At 64.2% G+C, this 16,040-nt stretch carries 18 protein-coding genes; 8 read left to right on the forward strand and 10 right to left on the reverse strand.

Annotated elements, in window-relative coordinates; all coding sequences use genetic code 11:
• The 3 genes from EN990_RS20550 to EN990_RS20560 form a co-directional block, all read left to right on the forward strand.
• On the forward strand, positions 1-265 hold a 265-nt coding region (locus tag EN990_RS20550), incomplete at its 5' end, for a phosphoadenosine phosphosulfate reductase family protein (protein WP_164766129.1).
• Positions 266-438: 173 nt separating this feature from the next.
• The gene (locus EN990_RS20555; RefSeq protein WP_127369057.1) at positions 439-972 is read left to right on the forward strand and encodes a DUF934 domain-containing protein; all 534 of its coding nucleotides are present in this window, start codon (positions 439-441) and stop codon (positions 970-972) included.
• A 97-nt stretch (positions 973-1,069) separates the two neighbouring features.
• Positions 1,070-2,674 carry a GMC family oxidoreductase N-terminal domain-containing protein gene (locus EN990_RS20560; protein ID WP_127384617.1) on the forward strand — a complete coding sequence of 535 codons (1,605 nt, stop codon included), beginning with the start codon at positions 1,070-1,072 and terminating at the stop codon, positions 2,672-2,674.
• A 126-nt stretch (positions 2,675-2,800) separates the two neighbouring features.
• Here EN990_RS20560 and EN990_RS20565 read toward each other — a convergent pair whose 3' ends face one another.
• From EN990_RS20565 to EN990_RS20575, 3 genes are all read right to left on the reverse strand, one after another.
• Complete coding sequence (locus EN990_RS20565) at positions 2,801-3,823, reverse strand: fatty acid desaturase (RefSeq protein WP_013529567.1); 1,023 nt, start codon at positions 3,821-3,823, stop codon at positions 2,801-2,803.
• Between the two features lie 152 nt (positions 3,824-3,975).
• Entirely contained in the window at positions 3,976-4,479 is a 504-nt protein-coding gene (locus tag EN990_RS20570; RefSeq protein WP_348629891.1) for a hypothetical protein, read from the reverse strand.
• The gene (locus EN990_RS20575) at positions 4,454-4,651 is read right to left on the reverse strand and encodes a hypothetical protein (protein WP_024502834.1); all 198 of its coding nucleotides are present in this window, start codon (positions 4,649-4,651) and stop codon (positions 4,454-4,456) included. The genes EN990_RS20570 and EN990_RS20575 overlap by 26 nt, the downstream gene beginning before the upstream one ends.
• A gap of 242 nt (positions 4,652-4,893) precedes the next feature.
• Between EN990_RS20575 and grpE the strand changes: the two genes are divergently transcribed.
• Entirely contained in the window at positions 4,894-5,529 is a 636-nt protein-coding gene (gene grpE / locus EN990_RS20580) for a nucleotide exchange factor GrpE (RefSeq protein WP_027161324.1), read from the forward strand.
• 136 nt (positions 5,530-5,665) lie between these two features.
• Complete coding sequence (locus EN990_RS20585) at positions 5,666-6,298, forward strand: trimeric intracellular cation channel family protein (RefSeq protein ID WP_127388361.1); 633 nt, start codon at positions 5,666-5,668, stop codon at positions 6,296-6,298.
• A gap of 64 nt (positions 6,299-6,362) precedes the next feature.
• Here EN990_RS20585 and EN990_RS20590 read toward each other — a convergent pair whose 3' ends face one another.
• The 6 genes from EN990_RS20590 to EN990_RS20615 all read right to left on the reverse strand — a co-directional run bounded on the left by EN990_RS20590 (position 6,363) and on the right by EN990_RS20615 (position 13,347).
• Complete coding sequence (locus EN990_RS20590) at positions 6,363-7,238, reverse strand: GNAT family N-acetyltransferase (RefSeq protein WP_164766130.1); 876 nt, start codon at positions 7,236-7,238, stop codon at positions 6,363-6,365.
• 182 nt (positions 7,239-7,420) lie between these two features.
• A complete protein-coding gene (locus EN990_RS20595; protein ID WP_027161326.1) occupies positions 7,421-9,712 on the reverse strand; it encodes a PAS domain-containing hybrid sensor histidine kinase/response regulator in 2,292 nt (763 codons plus the stop codon).
• A 141-nt stretch (positions 9,713-9,853) separates the two neighbouring features.
• Positions 9,854-10,843 (reverse strand): MDR family oxidoreductase, encoded by a 990-nt coding sequence (locus EN990_RS20600; protein ID WP_127384618.1) that lies wholly within the window; start codon positions 10,841-10,843, stop codon positions 9,854-9,856.
• 53 nt (positions 10,844-10,896) lie between these two features.
• Positions 10,897-11,385, reverse strand: a complete 489-nt coding sequence (gene lspA / locus EN990_RS20605; protein WP_127384619.1) for a signal peptidase II — start codon at positions 11,383-11,385, stop codon at positions 10,897-10,899.
• A gap of 13 nt (positions 11,386-11,398) precedes the next feature.
• Positions 11,399-12,256, reverse strand: coding sequence for an RNA methyltransferase (locus EN990_RS20610; protein ID WP_127384620.1), 858 nt, complete (start codon positions 12,254-12,256; stop codon positions 11,399-11,401).
• On the reverse strand, positions 12,253-13,347 hold the full coding sequence (locus tag EN990_RS20615; protein ID WP_013529577.1) for a class I SAM-dependent rRNA methyltransferase: 1,095 nt from the start codon (positions 13,345-13,347) through the stop codon (positions 12,253-12,255). Before EN990_RS20615 ends, EN990_RS20610 begins: the two co-directional genes overlap by 4 nt.
• A 136-nt stretch (positions 13,348-13,483) precedes the next feature.
• Between EN990_RS20615 and EN990_RS20620 the strand changes: the two genes are divergently transcribed.
• The 3 genes from EN990_RS20620 to EN990_RS20630 all read left to right on the forward strand — a co-directional run bounded on the left by EN990_RS20620 (position 13,484) and on the right by EN990_RS20630 (position 15,077).
• Complete coding sequence (locus EN990_RS20620; protein ID WP_063169010.1) at positions 13,484-14,176, forward strand: YafY family protein; 693 nt, start codon at positions 13,484-13,486, stop codon at positions 14,174-14,176.
• 71 nt (positions 14,177-14,247) lie between these two features.
• Positions 14,248-14,643, forward strand: coding sequence for a VOC family protein (locus EN990_RS20625; RefSeq protein ID WP_013529579.1), 396 nt, complete (start codon positions 14,248-14,250; stop codon positions 14,641-14,643).
• On the forward strand, positions 14,640-15,077 hold the full coding sequence (locus EN990_RS20630) for an EVE domain-containing protein (RefSeq protein WP_127368691.1): 438 nt from the start codon (positions 14,640-14,642) through the stop codon (positions 15,075-15,077). The genes EN990_RS20625 and EN990_RS20630 overlap by 4 nt, the downstream gene beginning before the upstream one ends.
• Here EN990_RS20630 and EN990_RS20635 read toward each other — a convergent pair.
• The gene (locus EN990_RS20635) at positions 15,074-16,039 is read right to left on the reverse strand and encodes an ornithine cyclodeaminase family protein (protein ID WP_064995564.1); all 966 of its coding nucleotides are present in this window, start codon (positions 16,037-16,039) and stop codon (positions 15,074-15,076) included. The two genes, EN990_RS20630 and EN990_RS20635, sit on opposite strands and share 4 nt — an antisense overlap.
• Position 16,040: the final 1 nt, after the last annotated feature.

The following is a 16,040-nucleotide window of genomic DNA, read 5'->3' on the forward strand; positions in this document are numbered from 1 at the left end:
GTTCGAGGCGGTCGGGCCGCGCATCCGCATCAATCCGCTGGCGCATTGGACGACATCGGACCAGGCCGACTATATGCGCGCGCATGCGCTGCGCGAAAATCCGCTGGTCGCTTATGGCTATCTGTCGATCGGCTGCTTCCCGTGCACGCAGCCGGTGCAGCCGGGCGAGGACGCGCGCAGCGGCCGCTGGGCCGGTCATGCCAAGACCGAGTGCGGCATTCACCTGTCGGGGCTGGAGAAGTCGCTGACCGACGCATCCCTTTAGGATATGCTGATATTCAGGTAAGGCTGGCCTGCAAACGGCGGCTTCCTGCGCTTCCGGTGCTCACGTACTTCAAGTATGCTCCGCTCCGGTTCTCGGAAGCCGCCATTTTCGGCGCAGCCTGACCTGAATCTCAACACATCCTTGGTTTCGTTTGACTGTTTAGGAACTTTTTGATGACTGGACCGACGACACCGGAGACCCGGCTCTGGACCCCTGCGGGTTTTCAGGAGGATGAGTGGACGCATGCCGAAAGCGCCGATGCGCTGTCCGGCAACGGCCGCTTCATCCTGCCGTTGCAAGTCTTCCTCGATCTCGATCCGGAGGTGCGCCGCTCGGCCAAGGAACGGCTCGGCGTCCTGCTGCAGCCGGGTGATCAGCTCGAGAAGATCGCCGACCTGCTCGACCAGCTGTCGCTGGTGGCGCTGGCCTTTCCGGCCTTCAGCGACGGCCGCTCCTTCTCCAAGGGAGAACTGCTGCGCGGCCGCTACCATTTCGAAGGTGCCGTTCGCGCCACGGGCCAGGTACTGGTCGACCAACTGCCGCATATGCTGCGCCTGGGCTTCGACGAGTTCGAGATATCGAACCCCGTGCTGTTGAAGCGTCTGGAGGAGGGCCGCACCGGCGGATTGGGGCTCTACTACCAGCCAGCCGCCGTGCCGGAACCAAAAGGCCCGAAATACTCCTGGCGGCGCGTTCGCAGCAGCTGACGTTGCGGTAATTCCGCGCGTCTTTACAACGCCCCCTGTTCAAGCCTTCTCTTGAGCTTCCGGATGGAAAATCCGGAATGATCGGGGAGGGGTCTTCATGCGTTACGACTATGTCATAGCCGGCGGTGGGTCCGCCGGCTGTGCGCTTGCCGCACGGCTTTCGGAAGATCCCTCGAAAACGGTCTGCCTGATCGAAGCTGGCGGCGAGGGCAGGGATATGCTGATCCGCGCTCCGGCTGGCATTATCGGTATGCTTTCCGGCCGGCCCAGGATCAACAACTGGGCCTTCGAAACCGTGCCGCAGCAAGGTCTTGGCGGCCGCAACGGCTACCAGCCGCGCGGCAAGGCGCTGGGCGGCTCCAGCGCCATCAATGCGATGCTCTATGTCAGAGGCCATCGCAGCGACTATGACGAATGGGCCGATCTGGGCTGTGAGGGCTGGTCGTGGGATGAGGTGCTGCCCTATTTCCGGCGCGCCGAAGGCAATGAGCGCGGCACTGATGCCCTGCATGGCGGGGACGGCCCGCTGAAAGTGTCGAACCAGCGCTCGCCGAGGCCAATCGCCAAGGCCTTCATAGAGGCTTGTGCCGAAAACCAGATTCGCGCCTCGGACGATTTCAACGGACCGGAACAAGAGGGCGCCGGCTATTTCCAGGTGACCCAATTTGCCGGTGGCGCCCGTAATGGCGAGCGCTGTTCGACTGCCGCCGCCTATCTCCATCCGGTGATGCAGCGGACCAATCTGACCGTGATCACGCGGGCGCACGCCACACGCATCGTCCTTGACGGCAAGCGGGCCACCGGTATCCGCTACCGGACACGCAAAGGCGAGGCAGTGGCGCAGGCGTCGTGCGAGGTGATCCTGTGTGGCGGTGCCTTCGGTTCGCCGCAGCTTCTGTTGCTGTCGGGTATCGGCCCGGCGGCCGAACTTGCCGTGCATGGCGTTCCCGTCGTCCACGAACTGCCGGGCGTCGGCAAGAACCTGCAGGACCACCTCGATTTCATCGTCGGCTGGAGATCGAAGGACACCGATATGCTTGGCATGAGCCCGCGCGGCGCGTTGGGTTTCCTACGGCATATCGCGCAGTGGCGGCGGGATGGGACCGGGCTGATCGCCTCGCCGGCGGCCGAGAGCGGCGCTTTCGTCAAATCCGACCCGGCGCTTGAGCGCCCTGACCTGCAGCTGCAATTCGTCATCGGGCTGGTCGAAAACCATGCGCGCACGCTGCACTACGGCTTCGGCTTCTCCTGTCATGTCTGCATATTGCGGCCGCACTCGCGTGGCGAGGTTGGGCTGGCCAGTGCCGATCCACTTGCCGCGCCGCGCATCGATCCGCGCTTTCTCGGCGACCAGCGCGATGCGGAGCTGCTGTTGAAAGGCGTGAGGATCACCCGGCAGGTGCTGGCTTCACCGGCGCTGACGCGCTACCGGCACAAGGAAATGCACATCGCCGGCGAGCCAAGCGATGCCGATCTGATGACCCATATCCGTACCCGCGCCGACACGGTCTATCACCCGGTCGGCTCCTGTCGGATGGGGGTCGACGAGATGGCGGTGGTCGATCCGCAACTCAAGGTGCGCGGGCTTGAAGCCTTGCGTGTCGTCGACGCCTCGGTGATGCCGACACTGATTGGTGGCAACACCAATGCGCCAACCATCATGATCGCCGAAAAGGCCGCCGACATGATCAGGGCTGCCTGATAGGAGCTCCAGGCGCGGTGCCTATAGACTGGCGGTCGTTTTACTTTTCTTGGTTTGACGCAATTGCCCCAGGGAAAACGCTACGCGCTTTCCCTGGAAACCGTTCACCACTTCTGCTGGAATTGCTTAAGCCGCCGCCCGTGCCTCGCGGAACGACACCAGCTTGCGGCGGTTCTCGTCCCACAACGCCAGTTTAACGCAGCGCAGGCTTTCCAGCAGCGTGACACGGCCGATGTCGCGCAGCTCGGGATAATCCCGCAGCACTTCCTGCAACCGGTAGCACGGCACCTTGGCGGAGAGGTGATGGACGTGATGGACACCGATGTTGCCGGTGAACCAGTTCAGCACCGGCGGGAGGTCGTAATAGGACGATCCGTGCAAGGCAGCGTGCTGGAATTCCCAGTCGACATCCTTCGCCCATTCCGTTTCCTCGAACTGGTGCTGGACATAGAACAGCCAGATGCCGGCCGAACCGGCGAGGATGACGATCGGCAGGTGGACCACCAGGAACGCGCCGGGACCGACGAACCAAATGAGGATGGCTGCTGCGACCGCGATGCCAAGATTGGTGGTCATCGACGACACCCAAGGGGTCAGGCCGCCGCGCATCATGCCGACGGGCAGCCTTTGCTCGAAGATGAACAGCCAGATCGGACCGAGCCCGAACATCACCAGCGGGTGGCGATAGAGACGATAGGCAAGGCGGCCTCGCCACGACATCTGCCGGTATTCTGCAACGGTCAGCGTCCGGATGTCGCCCATGCCGCGTTCGTCAAGATTGCCGGCGCTGGCGTGGTGGGTCGCGTGGGCGCGCCGCCAGCAATCGTAGGGCGTCAGCGTCAGGATGCCGAGCGCGCGGCCGATCCAGTCGTCCGCGTAGCGATTGGCGAAGAAGGAGCCGTGGCCGCAATCGTGCTGGATCATGAAGATGCGCACCAGAAACCCGGCCGCGGGAAGGATGAGGATCAGTCCCCACCAATGGCCATAGGCATAGGCCGCCGAGGACAGGCCCCAGAGTATGGCGAATGGAATGAGAGTGATGGCGAGTTCGACGGTGCTGCGCCGCCTGTCAGGCTTCTTGTAGCGGGCGAGAATCTTCAGCCAGGCGCGCTTGCTGTTGGCGACCGTCTCAGGGGAAATCATGTTCATCAGGAAGCATAGGCGGGGTGCCTCGCCGCCGCAAGGCGACATCACGCAAAATTACTGTGCGTAATTGTCGCGTGGCCCGGCGGTCGAGCCTGCCAACCGCCGGTTCGACCTGCTGATGATTCTGAGCGTCGGTTTTCCGCTGGGGTCGATCGCTATTCGCGATCGAGGATGGGACAGCCGCGCTCGGTGCCAAAAGTCACGCGCACGCGGTCGCCACCCTGTCTGCCGCGGACTGTGATCTCCCGGCGGCCGACGGACTCTATCCTTGCGCGGCGGATGCCCATTCGGTCTGCCTTGTCGAGGGCCCGGTCCTCCGTGCAGCCTCGTTGACGGCGGTCGCGCCGGTCGTCGCGACGGGGGCCTTCGCAATCGTCATAGGCGGGGTCGCAATCTTCCATGAGCTTCAGCCGCGGGCCATGTTTGCCCAATTGCAGCTGCAGATTGTCTGCTTGTGCCGGAAAAGCCGCCAAGGTGATGGCGCCGAGGCCGACAAGCGCCATCAGCGATGAGGTGATCGAAACCTTGCCCACTACGTCCTCCATTTTGAACCACAACACATCTATCCTTAGATGGTTCGGCTCTCCCCGGCTATTGCCGATAGGAGGTTTGCTGCCAAGATCGATTGTTGCGTTAACGCCGGCGCCAGCCGATGTCACCGCGCTCCGCCCCATCGAGGCGGTCGAGCAGTTCTCGGAGCCGGTCGGGAATGTCGGCCTCGGTGCGGAAGGCCGGCAAGGTGCGTAGAAAGCGGGTCACCGCCTCGGCACCCAACTGGCGCCTGACCTCGATGGCCAGCCCTTCTGCCTTTTCGCCCGTGTTGCGGGTCATCGTCTCAAAATCCTGTGTCGGCTTCGAAACTCCTCCAGTAAGGGAATGGTTCCCCCATCCTGCCTGTGGGGCAAGCAAAGCCGGCAGTTAAGGTAAAATTTGAATTAAAATCGAAATGCCTTGCCTGCCATTGTCCGGCCTTGGCCGGTGGCTTCCATAATCGCTTACCCCTTGATTTTTGGCTGCCAAACATCGATATCGGGCACAAAATCCACATCATTCGAGATTGACGGGAAACGGCGATGAGCGACCAGGCAAAAGACGAACGCGCGCCCGATGAAGTCGAGGCGACCGAGCCCGCAGCCGAGCGCACGGAAGGCAGCACCGACGGCGACTATGAAGCCCTTGTCCGGCTGCTGAAGGAAAATGAAGAGCTGAAGGACCGCGCGCTGCGCGTGGCGGCCGAGATGGAAAACCTGCGTCGCCGCACGGCGCGCGATGTTCACGATGCGCGCACCTACGCGGTCGCGAATTTCGCCCGCGACATGCTTTCGGTGTCGGACAATCTGCGCCGCGCGCTGGATGCGATTCCCGCCGAGGCCAAGGCATCGGGTGACGCCGGCTTCAAGGCGCTGATCGAAGGCGTCGACCTCACCGAGCGCGCCATGCTGTCGGCGCTGGAACGGCATGGGGTCAAGAAGCTCGCGCCGGAAGGCGAGAAGTTCGATCCCAATTTCCACCAGGCGATGTTCGAAGTGCCCAATCCGGACGTCCCGGCCAACACCGTGGTCCAGGTCGTGCAGCCGGGCTATTCGATCGGCGACCGCGTGCTGCGCCCGGCTATGGTCGGCGTCGCCAAAGGCGGTCCGAAGTTTGCCGCCGCTGAAGCGCCGGTCGAGCCGGGGCCGGTAAACGAGCAGGCTGAGAAAGATGCATAGTTAAGGGAGTAGGGGAGTAGGGCAGTAGGGCAGTAGGGCAGTAGGGAAAAGGGCAATCGCACCTTCCGTGCGGCTTCGTGCTAAACATACTGCCCTACTGCCCTACTGCCTTATTCCCTTACTCCCCTGGCCTGCAATGAACCCCATCGCGCTTCTCGACTATGCCGGTGTCGCCGTCTTCGCGGCGACCGGAGCGCTTGCGGCTTCGCGCAAGCAGCTCGACATTATCGGCTTCCTGTTCCTGGCCAGCGTCACCGGGATAGGTGGCGGCACGCTTCGCGACGTCATCCTCAACCTGCCGGTTTTCTGGGTCGCCAACTCCGGCTATGTGCTGGTCTGCGCCGCGGTTGCGGTGCTGGTCTTCTTCAGCGCGCATCGTGTCGAATCGCGCTGGAAATGGCTGCTCTGGCTCGACGCCATCGGGCTCGCCGCTTTTTCGGTGATGGGCGCGGCCAAGGGGCTTGCGATTACCGGTTCGACGGTCGTCTCAGTCATCACCGGCGTGCTCACCGCCACTTTCGGCGGCATTCTGCGCGATCTCCTTGCCGGCGAGCCATCGGTGCTGCTCAGGCCCGAAATCTATGTCACGGCGGCCCTTGCAGGTGCCGGCCTTTACACGCTTGGCGATCTTGCCGGACTGCCGCCGCTCGCCTCGGACCTTGCCGGTTTTGCGGCGGCGTTCCTTGTGCGTGGCGGCGCGCTCAAATTCGGCTGGTCGTTTCCGTCCTACAAGAGCCGGCCCGGCAGGCGGCCGGAAGATATTTTGTGAAAAGGAAGCGAATAGCGAATAGGGGTTGAACGAGATAGCTCCCGCTACTTTCTATTCGCTAGCCTCACGCAGCGAAGCGCTGGGCTCCCCCGCCATAATAGTTGACGTAGCGTGCGCCGATCTCCTTGACCGGCATCACGACGAACACATCGACCGTCGAGAATTCGCGATCGATGACGCAGCCGTCGCCGATGCGGGCGCCGACGCGCAGATAGCCCTTGACCAGAGGCGGCATCGCGGCGATCGCCGCCTTGGCATTGACCGCCTCGATAGGCATCAGGTCCATCGAGCAGTAGCGCCCGGAGACCGCGCGCACGTCCCAGGCCGAATTCGTGCGGCAGTGGTGGGCGAGGTAGGTGAGCGCCTCGGCATGCGCCGCCGGCACGGTGCCGTGAAAGGAAGCGCAACCGGTCATCACACCGATTTCATAATGGTTGATGTAAGCCCAGATGCCTTGCCACAACGCTTCGATGGTGCGCTTCGAGCGGTATTCCGGCAAAACGCAGGAGCGGCCGAGTTCAAGGAAACGCTGGCCGGGGTGACGGGCAATGAGCTTGGTCAGCTCGAATTCACCTTCGGAATAGAAACCGCCGGCCGTGGCCGCGATTTCTTGCCGCAGCAGCCGATATGTGCCGACGATGCGGCGATGTTCGGGACCGGAAAGCGTGGTGTCCAAAACCAGCAGATGGTCGCAGAGCGGATCGAACCGGTCGGCGTCACGGCGGTCATGGGCCTGGAACAGGTCCTTCCTGGCGCCAAGTTCGTCGTAGAACACCCGGTAGCGCACTTCCTGCGCGGCCGCGATCTCGGCCTCGTTGCGAGCGAGCCGCACTTCAAGATTGCCTATACGGCCCAGTGCGGCGCCCTTTATGACGGAATCGACGTTACGTCCGGCAAGCAAGGCGCTGCTGGCGTTCGGCCGAGTGTCACATTCCGGCATAACTGTATGCACGAGTGATTCTCCTTCGAGCCATCCCTCTTGGCACGGGGATACGGTGTAGGTGCAACAGGATTGTGACAGTACCGTGATACGACGTCGTGGGCAATACTTCGTCGGCTGGCGAATACGATCAACCGGCTACGTTTAAGTGATCGCCCGGTGCGGAATGGGCGGTGGAAAGCTCAGGCCGCGACGACCTGGCCCTCGACGGCATTGACCAGCGCCTCGGGGTCGAGCGGCTTGGTGACAAAGCCGCTGGCGCCATGGGCCAACACCGCATGGCGGGTCTTTTCCTGGCTGTCGGCCGACAGCACCATGATCGGCACCGGCCGCACGGCACTTTCTTCCTCATGGCGGCGGATGGCGGCAATCGCGTCCAGCCCGTCCATGACCGGCATGTGCAGATCCATCAAGACCACGTCGAAGCGGTCCTTGTGCGCGGCGCCGGTGACAGCCTCGACGGCCGCCTTGCCGTTGCCGACCACCCTGACGCGATGCCCCGCCTTCAGCAGCGTGGCGCGGGCCAGCATGGCATTGATGTCATTGTCCTCGGCGATCAGCACCGACAGGCCGCGCTGGCGGTTGCCGACGGCGCGCAGTGTCGGCGCGCCGCGCTTTTCCGGCTGCGGCGGGCCGAGGCTCGGAGCATGGCTGCTCAACAGTACACGCAAAAGTGTTCCGCCGCGCACCGGCCTGGCCAGGAAGGTTGCGTAGCCGCTGGCGCGGAACTCGCCAAGCATGCCGCGATCTGTCGGCGCGATCAGCGTGATCGCCTCACAGTCGGAGAAACCGCTCTGGCGCAGGCGCTTGAGCAGCCTTCCGTCGCCTTCCTCCATCGCTGCATCGACCAGGATCGCGTCGCAGCCGGCGGCGAAAGGCGCGGCCTGTGCGGCGGTGGTGGCGATGTCGACCGCGCCACCGTTGGCACGGATGGTGCGGGCGATGGCGTCGGCCTCGACGGCGTTCTTCGACAGGATCACCACGCGTCTGCCCGAGAGAGCATTCTGGCGGCCCTGCGGCGCTTCGGTGGCCGCTGTCGCAGGGACTTCGAAGACGAACTCGGATCCCTGGCCGAGCCGGCTGGATACCGAGATCGTGCCACCCATGGCGGCCACCAGGCGCCTGGAGATGGCAAGGCCGAGGCCGGCCCCGCCATGTGTGCGTGTCGACGTGCCGTCCGCCTGCTCGAACTCCTCGAAAATGCGCTCCAGGTCGGCATCATGCAGGCCCGGACCGGTATCGGCGATGGTAAAGCATATGCGGTCGCTGGTTTCGGTGCGTGCGCGTGCAATGCTCACCAGCACGCCGCCGCTGTCGGTGAACTTGATGGCGTTGCCGATGAGGTTGAGAAGCACCTGCCTGACCTTGCCTGGATCGGCGGTGATCAATTGCGGCACGTCGGGTTCGACATGACAACCCAGCCCGATATCCTTGGCGAAGGCGCGCGCCGCCAGCAATTCGATGATGTTGTCGGCGATCTCGCGCACCGACATCGGCTGCGGCTCCGGGTCGAAACGCCCGGCTTCGATCTTGGAATAGTCGAGAAGATCCTCGATCAGGGCAAGCAATGCGCTGGCTGAGGTCGAGACGGCGCCGACATAGGTCTGCTGCTCCGGCGACAGGCTGGTGTCGGCGAGCAACCTGGCCATGCCCATGATGCCGTTCATCGGGGTGCGGATTTCATGGCTGACGGTGGCGAGGAAACGCGATTTGGCCTGGCTGGCATATTCGGCCCGTTCGCGTGCGGTGATCAGCGAGGACTCGGCGCGTTTGCGGGCGGTGATGTCGCGGGCGATGGCGCGGTGCGAAACCGCGCCACTGTCCTTGTCGCGCACCGACAGTTCGATCCAGGAGAACCAGCGCTGCCCGCTCGGCGTGCTGATAGAGACATCGGTGGAACTCAGGCACTCATGGTCGGAAAAGGCGGCATCGGGAACCATGCCGACCTCGATGCCGAGTTCCGCCAGGGTCTTGCCGGCAAGATCGCGCTGGTCGATCTCGACGAGATCGGCGAAGACCTTGTTGGCATAGACGATGTAGCCGTCGCGGTCGCGATGGATGACGAGATCGCCAAGCGCGTCGATCAGGCCACGAAAGCGCTCATCGCTCTCCTGCATCTCCCACATGCGGTCGGCCAGCGTCTCGATCTCGGCGCGGCTGCGGGCCGTGGTTTCGTCAAGAAGGGCGGCGGTGCGATGTTCGCTGCGCCTGGCGCGCAGATGCATGGCAAGGCCGGCTAGGCCGGTTGCGAGCAATGCAACGCTGATGAACATCGGTGCCCCGGTCAGGTGCGCCAGCCCGGCCATCACCACGATGGCGACGAATGTCAGAAAGGACAGGCCTTCGCGCCTGGAGAATTCCGGCTCGGGCACCAGCGGCGGCGCGGCGACGAAGCGCCGCGTCGACGCCGGCGGGAGCACCGCATCGACATCGTCGCCAGTGTCCGCCTGTTGGCTGCCGGATTGCGCGATCATGCGAAATTCTTGCCAGACAGAGCTTATGGAAAATTGCGGCGGATCGTTCCAATTTTAGCGGATGAGCGCTTTTTGCCGAGGCGCGGCGGGTTTGCCACCAGATCTGGCGATTGCATCCGCCCTTCCGGCAGTTGGGCGGAGTCACATATCCACGACGACGCGGCCGCGGATCTTGCCCTCGACGATATCGCGCGCGGCATCGACGATGCCGTCGAACCCGATGGTGCTGGACAGGCTGGCGAGCTTCTGCAGATCGAGGTCGGTGCCGATGCGGCGCCATGCCTCGAGGCGGACTGCTTTCGGCGCCATCACTGAATCGATGCCGAGCAATGAGACACCGCGCAGGATGAAGGGCGCGACGCTGGCCGGCAGGTCCATGCCGCCGGCCAGGCCGCAGGCGGCGACCGCGCCGCCATAGGAGGTCATCGAGAGCACATTGGCCAGCGTGTGGCTGCCGACAGCGTCGATGCCGCCCGCCCAGCGCTCCTTGGCCAGCGGCTTGGCCGGCTGGGCAAGCTCCTCGCGCGAGATCACCTCGGCGGCGCCAAGGTCCATCAGAAAGGGGCTTTCGGCATTGCGGCCGGTGGAAGCAATGACATGGTAGCCGAGGCTGGACAGGATGGAGACCGCGACCGAGCCGACGCCGCCGGCTGCCCCCGTCACCACCACCGGGCCGCGATCGGGCAGGATGCCGTGCCGCTCCAGGGCCATGACACAGAGCATGGCGGTATATCCTGCGGTGCCGACGGCCATCGCGTCATGCGGGCTGATGCCTTGCGGCAGCGGCACCAGCCAGTCGCCCCTGACGCGGGCACGGCCTGCATAGGCACCGAAATGGGTTTCGCCGACGCCCCAGCCATTCAGCACGACCTTGTCTCCGGCGCGCCAGTCGGGATGCGAGGACGAAATGACGGTGCCGGCGAAATCGATGCCCGGCACCAACGGCCAGCGGCGGATCACCGGCGCCTTGCCTGTGATCGCCAAGCCATCCTTGTAGTTCACCGTCGTTGCCTCGACCGCGACGGTGACATCGCCTTCCATCAGGTCGGCCTCGGTGAGATCGGTCACGGCGACCGACTGCTTTTTCTCGGCGTCACGCGAAACGAGGATGGCTTTGAAGGTTTCGGACATGTCTTTCTCCGCGATCTTGACGACATGAACTGTGCGGCGATGGCCGCACGGGGTCAATCCTTGGAAGGACTGGCTTTGGGTTCGCGCCGCCAGCCGACCAGCTCGTCGAAGACGACCAGTGCCGCACCAACCGAAATGAAGGCGTCGGCAAGGTTGAAGACGGCGAAGGACCAGACCGGCGTGTGGAACAGGATGTAGTCGATGACGTGGCCGTTGACGGCGCGGTCGATCAGATTGCCGAGCGCGCCGCCGACGATCAGCGCAAAGCCGGTGCGGGCAAGGATCTGGGACGGCGCGATCCGGGTCGCCAGGAACAGCACGAAGGCAACGACGGCGAGCGAAATGACGATCAGCCCGGTGTCGCCGAAGGACGAGAACATCGAGAAGGCGATGCCGGTATTGTAGGTGCGAAACAGCGCCAGGAAGGGCAGCAGATCAACCTTCTCCTGAAAAGGCAGATCGGCCTCGACCAGGTATTTTATCCACTGGTCGAGCGCGATGGCCGCGACGACGAGCAATGCGTAGGGAGACCATGATCTCACGGGCAGGCAACCTTCATTGCTGGTCCAGGATTGGCTCGAGCTTCAGCGCGCCGCGCCGGATCTCGAACAGCATGATGCCGGTGGCAACGGCCAGATTGAGCGAATCGGCACGGCCCGCTTGCGGAATCCTGAGCAGCCTGTCGCAACTCGCAGCCAGGCTTTCGGGCAGTCCCTGCTGCTCGTTGCCCATCATCAGCAGCACGGGCCCGCGGGAAAAATCGACCGAGCGGTAGTCGACGGCGCCTTTCAGGTGGGTTCCGGCGACGAGGCCTGAAAACCCGCCTCGCCAGGCGAGGAAAGCCTCGGTTGTCGCCTTCGCCACCGGCACGGCAAAGATCGAACCCATGGTGGCACGCACCGTCTCCACGGAGAATGGATCAGTGGTATCGCCGACCAGGATGACGCCTTTGGCGCCGACGGCATCGACGGTGCGGATGACGGTGCCGAGATTGCCGGGGTCGCGCACCCGGTCGAGCGCCACCCAGACGTCGCCATTGTCAGCGCGGACATCCTTCAAGGCGAGGAATTTTTGCGAAAAGACGCCGACCACCATTTGCGGGTTGTCGCGACGGGTGATGGCGACCAGCACCTTCTCCGACACTTCGAGCACCATGCCGCCTGCCGCAACCGTGCGTGCGGCCACCTTCTCCACCGCAGCGTTGCCGCGCCCGGCCTTGGCGAAAACCAATGTCCTGATCTGCCAGCCGAGATCGAGCGCATCGATGACCAGCTTCAACCCCTCGGCCATGAAGGCGCTCTGCTGGTCGCGGAATTTCTTCTGAGCGAGCGCCTTGATGTCCTTGACCAGCGGATTGGCGAGGCTGGTGACCTCCTTCACCTGGCCAGGTGCGCCTGCATGCCGCTCGTTCATTCAGCCACCCAACGCGAAAACAATGAGGTCGATAGCGCCCGGCCGGCGGACTTTTCGCGGATGATCAACTCACCCGATTCAACCTTGCCGCCCATGCCGGCAAAGGTATCGCGCATCAGGGCGTGGATGGCGAAGAAGGAGGCGCGGATCGAATAGGCGGTCAGCACCACGGCGAGCGGCTTCGGCGTCAGGATCGCCCGGCAGAGGTCGGTCAAATCCGGCAGGTCCTCGAACAATTGCCAGACCTCGCCCTTGGGGCCACGGCCATAGGCCGGCGGGTCGAACAGAATGATATCGTAGCGGCTGCCGCGGCGCTCCTCGCGCTCGGCGAATTTGACCGCGTCGTCGACGATCCAGCGGATCGGCTTGCTGCCGAGGCCGGCCATCTCCTGGTTTTCGCGGGCCCAGCCGATCGCCTTCTTCGAGGCATCGACATGGGTGACCTCGGCACCGGCGCGAGCCGCCACCAAGGAAGCGAGACCGGTATAGCCGAACAGGTTCAGCACCTTGACCGGTCGCTTCGCCGCCGCGATCAGCCCGGCCATGTGGTCCCAGTGGGAAGCCTGCTCGGGAAAGACGCCGACATGACGAAACGAGGTGAAACGGCCGAGATAGTCGATGCCGTCATGCTTCATCGGCCAGGTCTCGCCGAGCGGCAGCTTCGGGAAACGCCAGCGGCCGATCCCCTCCTCGTCGGTGTCTCCGGTGAAGACGGCGTCGGCGCGCTCCCATTCCTTTGCCGGCAAGGCCTTTTGCCAGATCGCCTGGCCCTCTGGCCGCACGATCCGGTAGGGGCCATATTGTTCGAGCTTCTGGCCGGTGCCGCTGTCGAGCAGCGCATAATCGGCATTGGGCGCCACTTCCAGGATCACGGGAAGATGTTCAGTGGGCAGAGCGCCTTCGCGGCGGGCCAGGATGCGCGGCGCCGAGTTCGGTTCGGAACGATTTTCCGTCTTCGCCTCATGGCGCTCGCGCGGTGGCGCTTCCGGTCTGGCAGGAGCCTGGCCGGGACGCGGGCGTGACACGTCCGCCGCACTCTTGGCGGATGGATGTGGACGGTTGTCGCGGCGTTTGTCGCGAAAAGACTTCAAGCGGGGGCAACTCCGAACGGCGTGGCCGCTTTTGACATAGGGCAACCGGCTTCGCAACCAAGTCCGACAGGTCGGCCTCTCCGGTTTATGTCTGCCGGCGATGGACCAATGTCAAAGAAACAGGCAAATCTGCTCGATGTCCCGCTCCGAACGCCTACTCGACCTCATACAGTGCTTGCGCCGGCATCGCCGGCCGGTGAGCGGGCACATGCTTGCCGACGAGACGGGCGTTTCGATCCGCACGCTCTACCGCGACATCGCCACGCTGCAGGGCCAGGGCGCGCCGATCGAAGGTGAGGCGGGGTTGGGTTATGTGCTCAAGCCCGGCTTCATGCTGCCGCCGCTGATGTTCAGCGACGAGGAGATCGAAGCCATTGTGCTCGGCTCGCGCTGGGTCGCCAGGCAGCCGGACCAGCGTCTCTCGGCCGCCGCCGCCAACGCGTTGGCCAAGATCGCAGCCGTGCTGCCCGACGATCTGCGCGAGGATCTTGACGCGAGCACACTGCTGGTCGGGCCTCCTGCCGCGGCCACCGAGGGCATCGATCTTGGTCTGGTGCGGCAGGCCATCCGCAACGAGCGCAAGCTCGGCTTTCTCTACCGCGATGCCGGCGGGGCCGTGTCCCAGCGCGTCGTCTGGCCATTTGCGCTGGGCTTCTTCGACAAGGTGCGGGTGGTGGTGGCGTGGTGCGAGATGCGGCAGGATTTCCGGCATTTTCGCGCCGATCGCATCGCCGAACTCCAAGCAATGGACACGCGCTATCCGCGTCGTCGCCAGGCGCTGCTCAAGGAATGGCGAACGACGCTCGACAAGCCGCGTGGTTCGCGATGACTGCTGCCATATTCTGACAGTAGCCTATCGTATGTTCGTCAAGTCGAAACACCGAACCTTGGAGAGCAGATATGGCCACCCCGAATTTCGTCATCCTCTATGTCGACCAGCCGCAGCAGAGCGGTGCCTTCTACAGCGCGCTGCTCGGTCGTGAGCCGGTCGAAAGTTCGCCGACCTTCGTGCTGTTCGTGCTCGATGCCGGCTTCAAGCTCGGCCTGTGGTCGCGCCATACGGTGGAGCCGGCAGCCGCCACGTCAGGCGGTGGCGCCGAAATCGTGTTTGCGCTGGATACGCCCGATGCGGTCGATGCCGCCCATGCCGACTGGTCCGGGCGCGGGCTGAAGATCCTGCAGACGCCGACCGACATGGATTTCGGCCGTACTTTTGTCGCGCTCGATCCCGATAATCATCGCCTGCGCGTCTACTGGCTGTCCGACGGGGAACAGGCCAATGGGGAACAGAAATGAGCGCGTATTGGATAGCGGTGGCGTCGGCCGAGCATGTCCGGCGTGGTCGCACAGCCGGCTTCATGCAGGTCAACCACGGCAAGGCGGCACCGCTGCGTCGCGTCAAGCCGGGTGATGGCGTCGTCTACTATTCGCCGACCACTGTTTTGGGCGAGAAAGACGGCCTGCAGGCTTTCACGGCGATAGGCATCGTGCGGGAAGGCGAGCCTTATCAGGGCGATATGGGCGCCGGCTTCACGCCGTTCCGCCGCGATGTGGCATGGGCCAAGGCCGAGGAAGCGCCGATCAAGCCGCTGCTCGACAGGCTGGACTTCACCGCGGCCAAGTCGAACTGGGGTTATCAGCTTCGCTTTGGCCTTTTTGAAATCGGGGATCACGATTTTCGTGTGATCGCCGAGGCGATGGGCGCCGAAATGGGTGCGACGGTAAACTAGGCCGTGAGCGCCTTGTAGACGGCAATGCCGGCGGCAAGATCCTCGAGCGCCGCTCCGACCGACTTGAACAGCGTGATCTCACCGGCGCTCTCGCGGCCCTTCTTCCGGCCGCGCGCCAATTCGTGCAGATCGGCGACGATGGCTTCCGGTTTCAGCACGCCGGAGGCCAGCGGTTGGACGATGTCGCCGGCTTCCTTGGTGGCGCCGGCGCGGGTGTCGACATAGACGCGGGCAAGCCTGATCGCATCGTCATCGCTCTCGCGCATCGTCGGCGTAAAGCCGCCGACCAGGTCGACATGGGTTCCCGGCCGCAACAATGCGCCCTTGATCAACGGCGTGGTCGTGATCGTCGCCGAGGAGACGATGTCGGCCTGCCCAAGCTCCGTATCGAGATCGCTTGCCGCACTGGCGGCGAAGCCCTGGGCGCACAGATCGGCCGCGACTTTCTCGGCATTGGCCGGGGTGCGGTTCCAGATGCGGATGGTCTTGATGGGCCGCACGGCCGAGTGCGCCTTGGCGAGGAAGGGCGACAGCGCGCCGGCGCCGACCACAAGCAGCCGCGAGGCATCGTCGCGGGCGAGATAGGAGGCCGCGAGCGCCGAAGCACAGGCGGTGCGCCATTGTGTCAGCCGCTGGCCGTCGATCAGGGCCTCGGGTTCGCCGGTGGCGCCGTTGAGCAGAAGATAGAGCCCCATCACCGCGGGCTTGCCGATGGCATTGTTGTCGGGCGACACGGTGACGATCTTGACGCCGACGTGACCGCCGGCCGACGTGCCGGCCGCGTTGAGATCGGTCCAGGCCGGCATCAAAAGCAGTGTGGAGGCGGCACCATCGGGCCGCTCGATCGTATGATGATGCCTGACAGGCTGCACCGCGCCGTCGCGAAACGCCATGCGCAGCGTCTCGACCAGCCGGGGAAAGGTCAGCGCATGGTCGACCTCTGCGGCCGAAATGGTCAGCATG

It is taken from the genome of Mesorhizobium sp. M7A.F.Ca.US.005.03.1.1 (genome assembly GCF_003997975.1).
GTDB lineage: Bacteria > Pseudomonadota > Alphaproteobacteria > Rhizobiales > Rhizobiaceae > Mesorhizobium > Mesorhizobium ciceri.

Bases quoted from the DNA above. Each gene is read 5' to 3' on its own strand.
- EN990_RS20635 (WP_064995564.1), bottom strand. From the start codon at position 16,039: ATGCTGACCATTTCGGCCGCAGAGGTCGACCATGCGCTGACCTTTCCC.
- grpE (WP_027161324.1), top strand. From the start codon at position 4,894: ATGAGCGACCAGGCAAAAGACGAACGCGCGCCCGATGAAGTCGAGGCG.
- EN990_RS20575 (WP_024502834.1), bottom strand. From the start codon at position 4,651: ATGACCCGCAACACGGGCGAAAAGGCAGAAGGGCTGGCCATCGAGGTC.
- EN990_RS20565 (WP_013529567.1), bottom strand. From the start codon at position 3,823: ATGAACATGATTTCCCCTGAGACGGTCGCCAACAGCAAGCGCGCCTGG.
- EN990_RS20610 (WP_127384620.1), bottom strand. From the start codon at position 12,256: ATGAACGAGCGGCATGCAGGCGCACCTGGCCAGGTGAAGGAGGTCACC.
- EN990_RS20600 (WP_127384618.1), bottom strand. From the start codon at position 10,843: ATGTCCGAAACCTTCAAAGCCATCCTCGTTTCGCGTGACGCCGAGAAA.
- EN990_RS20630 (WP_127368691.1), top strand. From the start codon at position 14,640: ATGAGCGCGTATTGGATAGCGGTGGCGTCGGCCGAGCATGTCCGGCGT.
- EN990_RS20620 (WP_063169010.1), top strand. From the start codon at position 13,484: ATGTCCCGCTCCGAACGCCTACTCGACCTCATACAGTGCTTGCGCCGG.
- EN990_RS20555 (WP_127369057.1), top strand. From the start codon at position 439: ATGACTGGACCGACGACACCGGAGACCCGGCTCTGGACCCCTGCGGGT.
- EN990_RS20590 (WP_164766130.1), bottom strand. From the start codon at position 7,238: ATGCCGGAATGTGACACTCGGCCGAACGCCAGCAGCGCCTTGCTTGCC.
- EN990_RS20585 (WP_127388361.1), top strand. From the start codon at position 5,666: ATGAACCCCATCGCGCTTCTCGACTATGCCGGTGTCGCCGTCTTCGCG.
- EN990_RS20595 (WP_027161326.1), bottom strand. From the start codon at position 9,712: ATGATCGCGCAATCCGGCAGCCAACAGGCGGACACTGGCGACGATGTC.
- EN990_RS20560 (WP_127384617.1), top strand. From the start codon at position 1,070: ATGCGTTACGACTATGTCATAGCCGGCGGTGGGTCCGCCGGCTGTGCG.
- EN990_RS20625 (WP_013529579.1), top strand. From the start codon at position 14,248: ATGGCCACCCCGAATTTCGTCATCCTCTATGTCGACCAGCCGCAGCAG.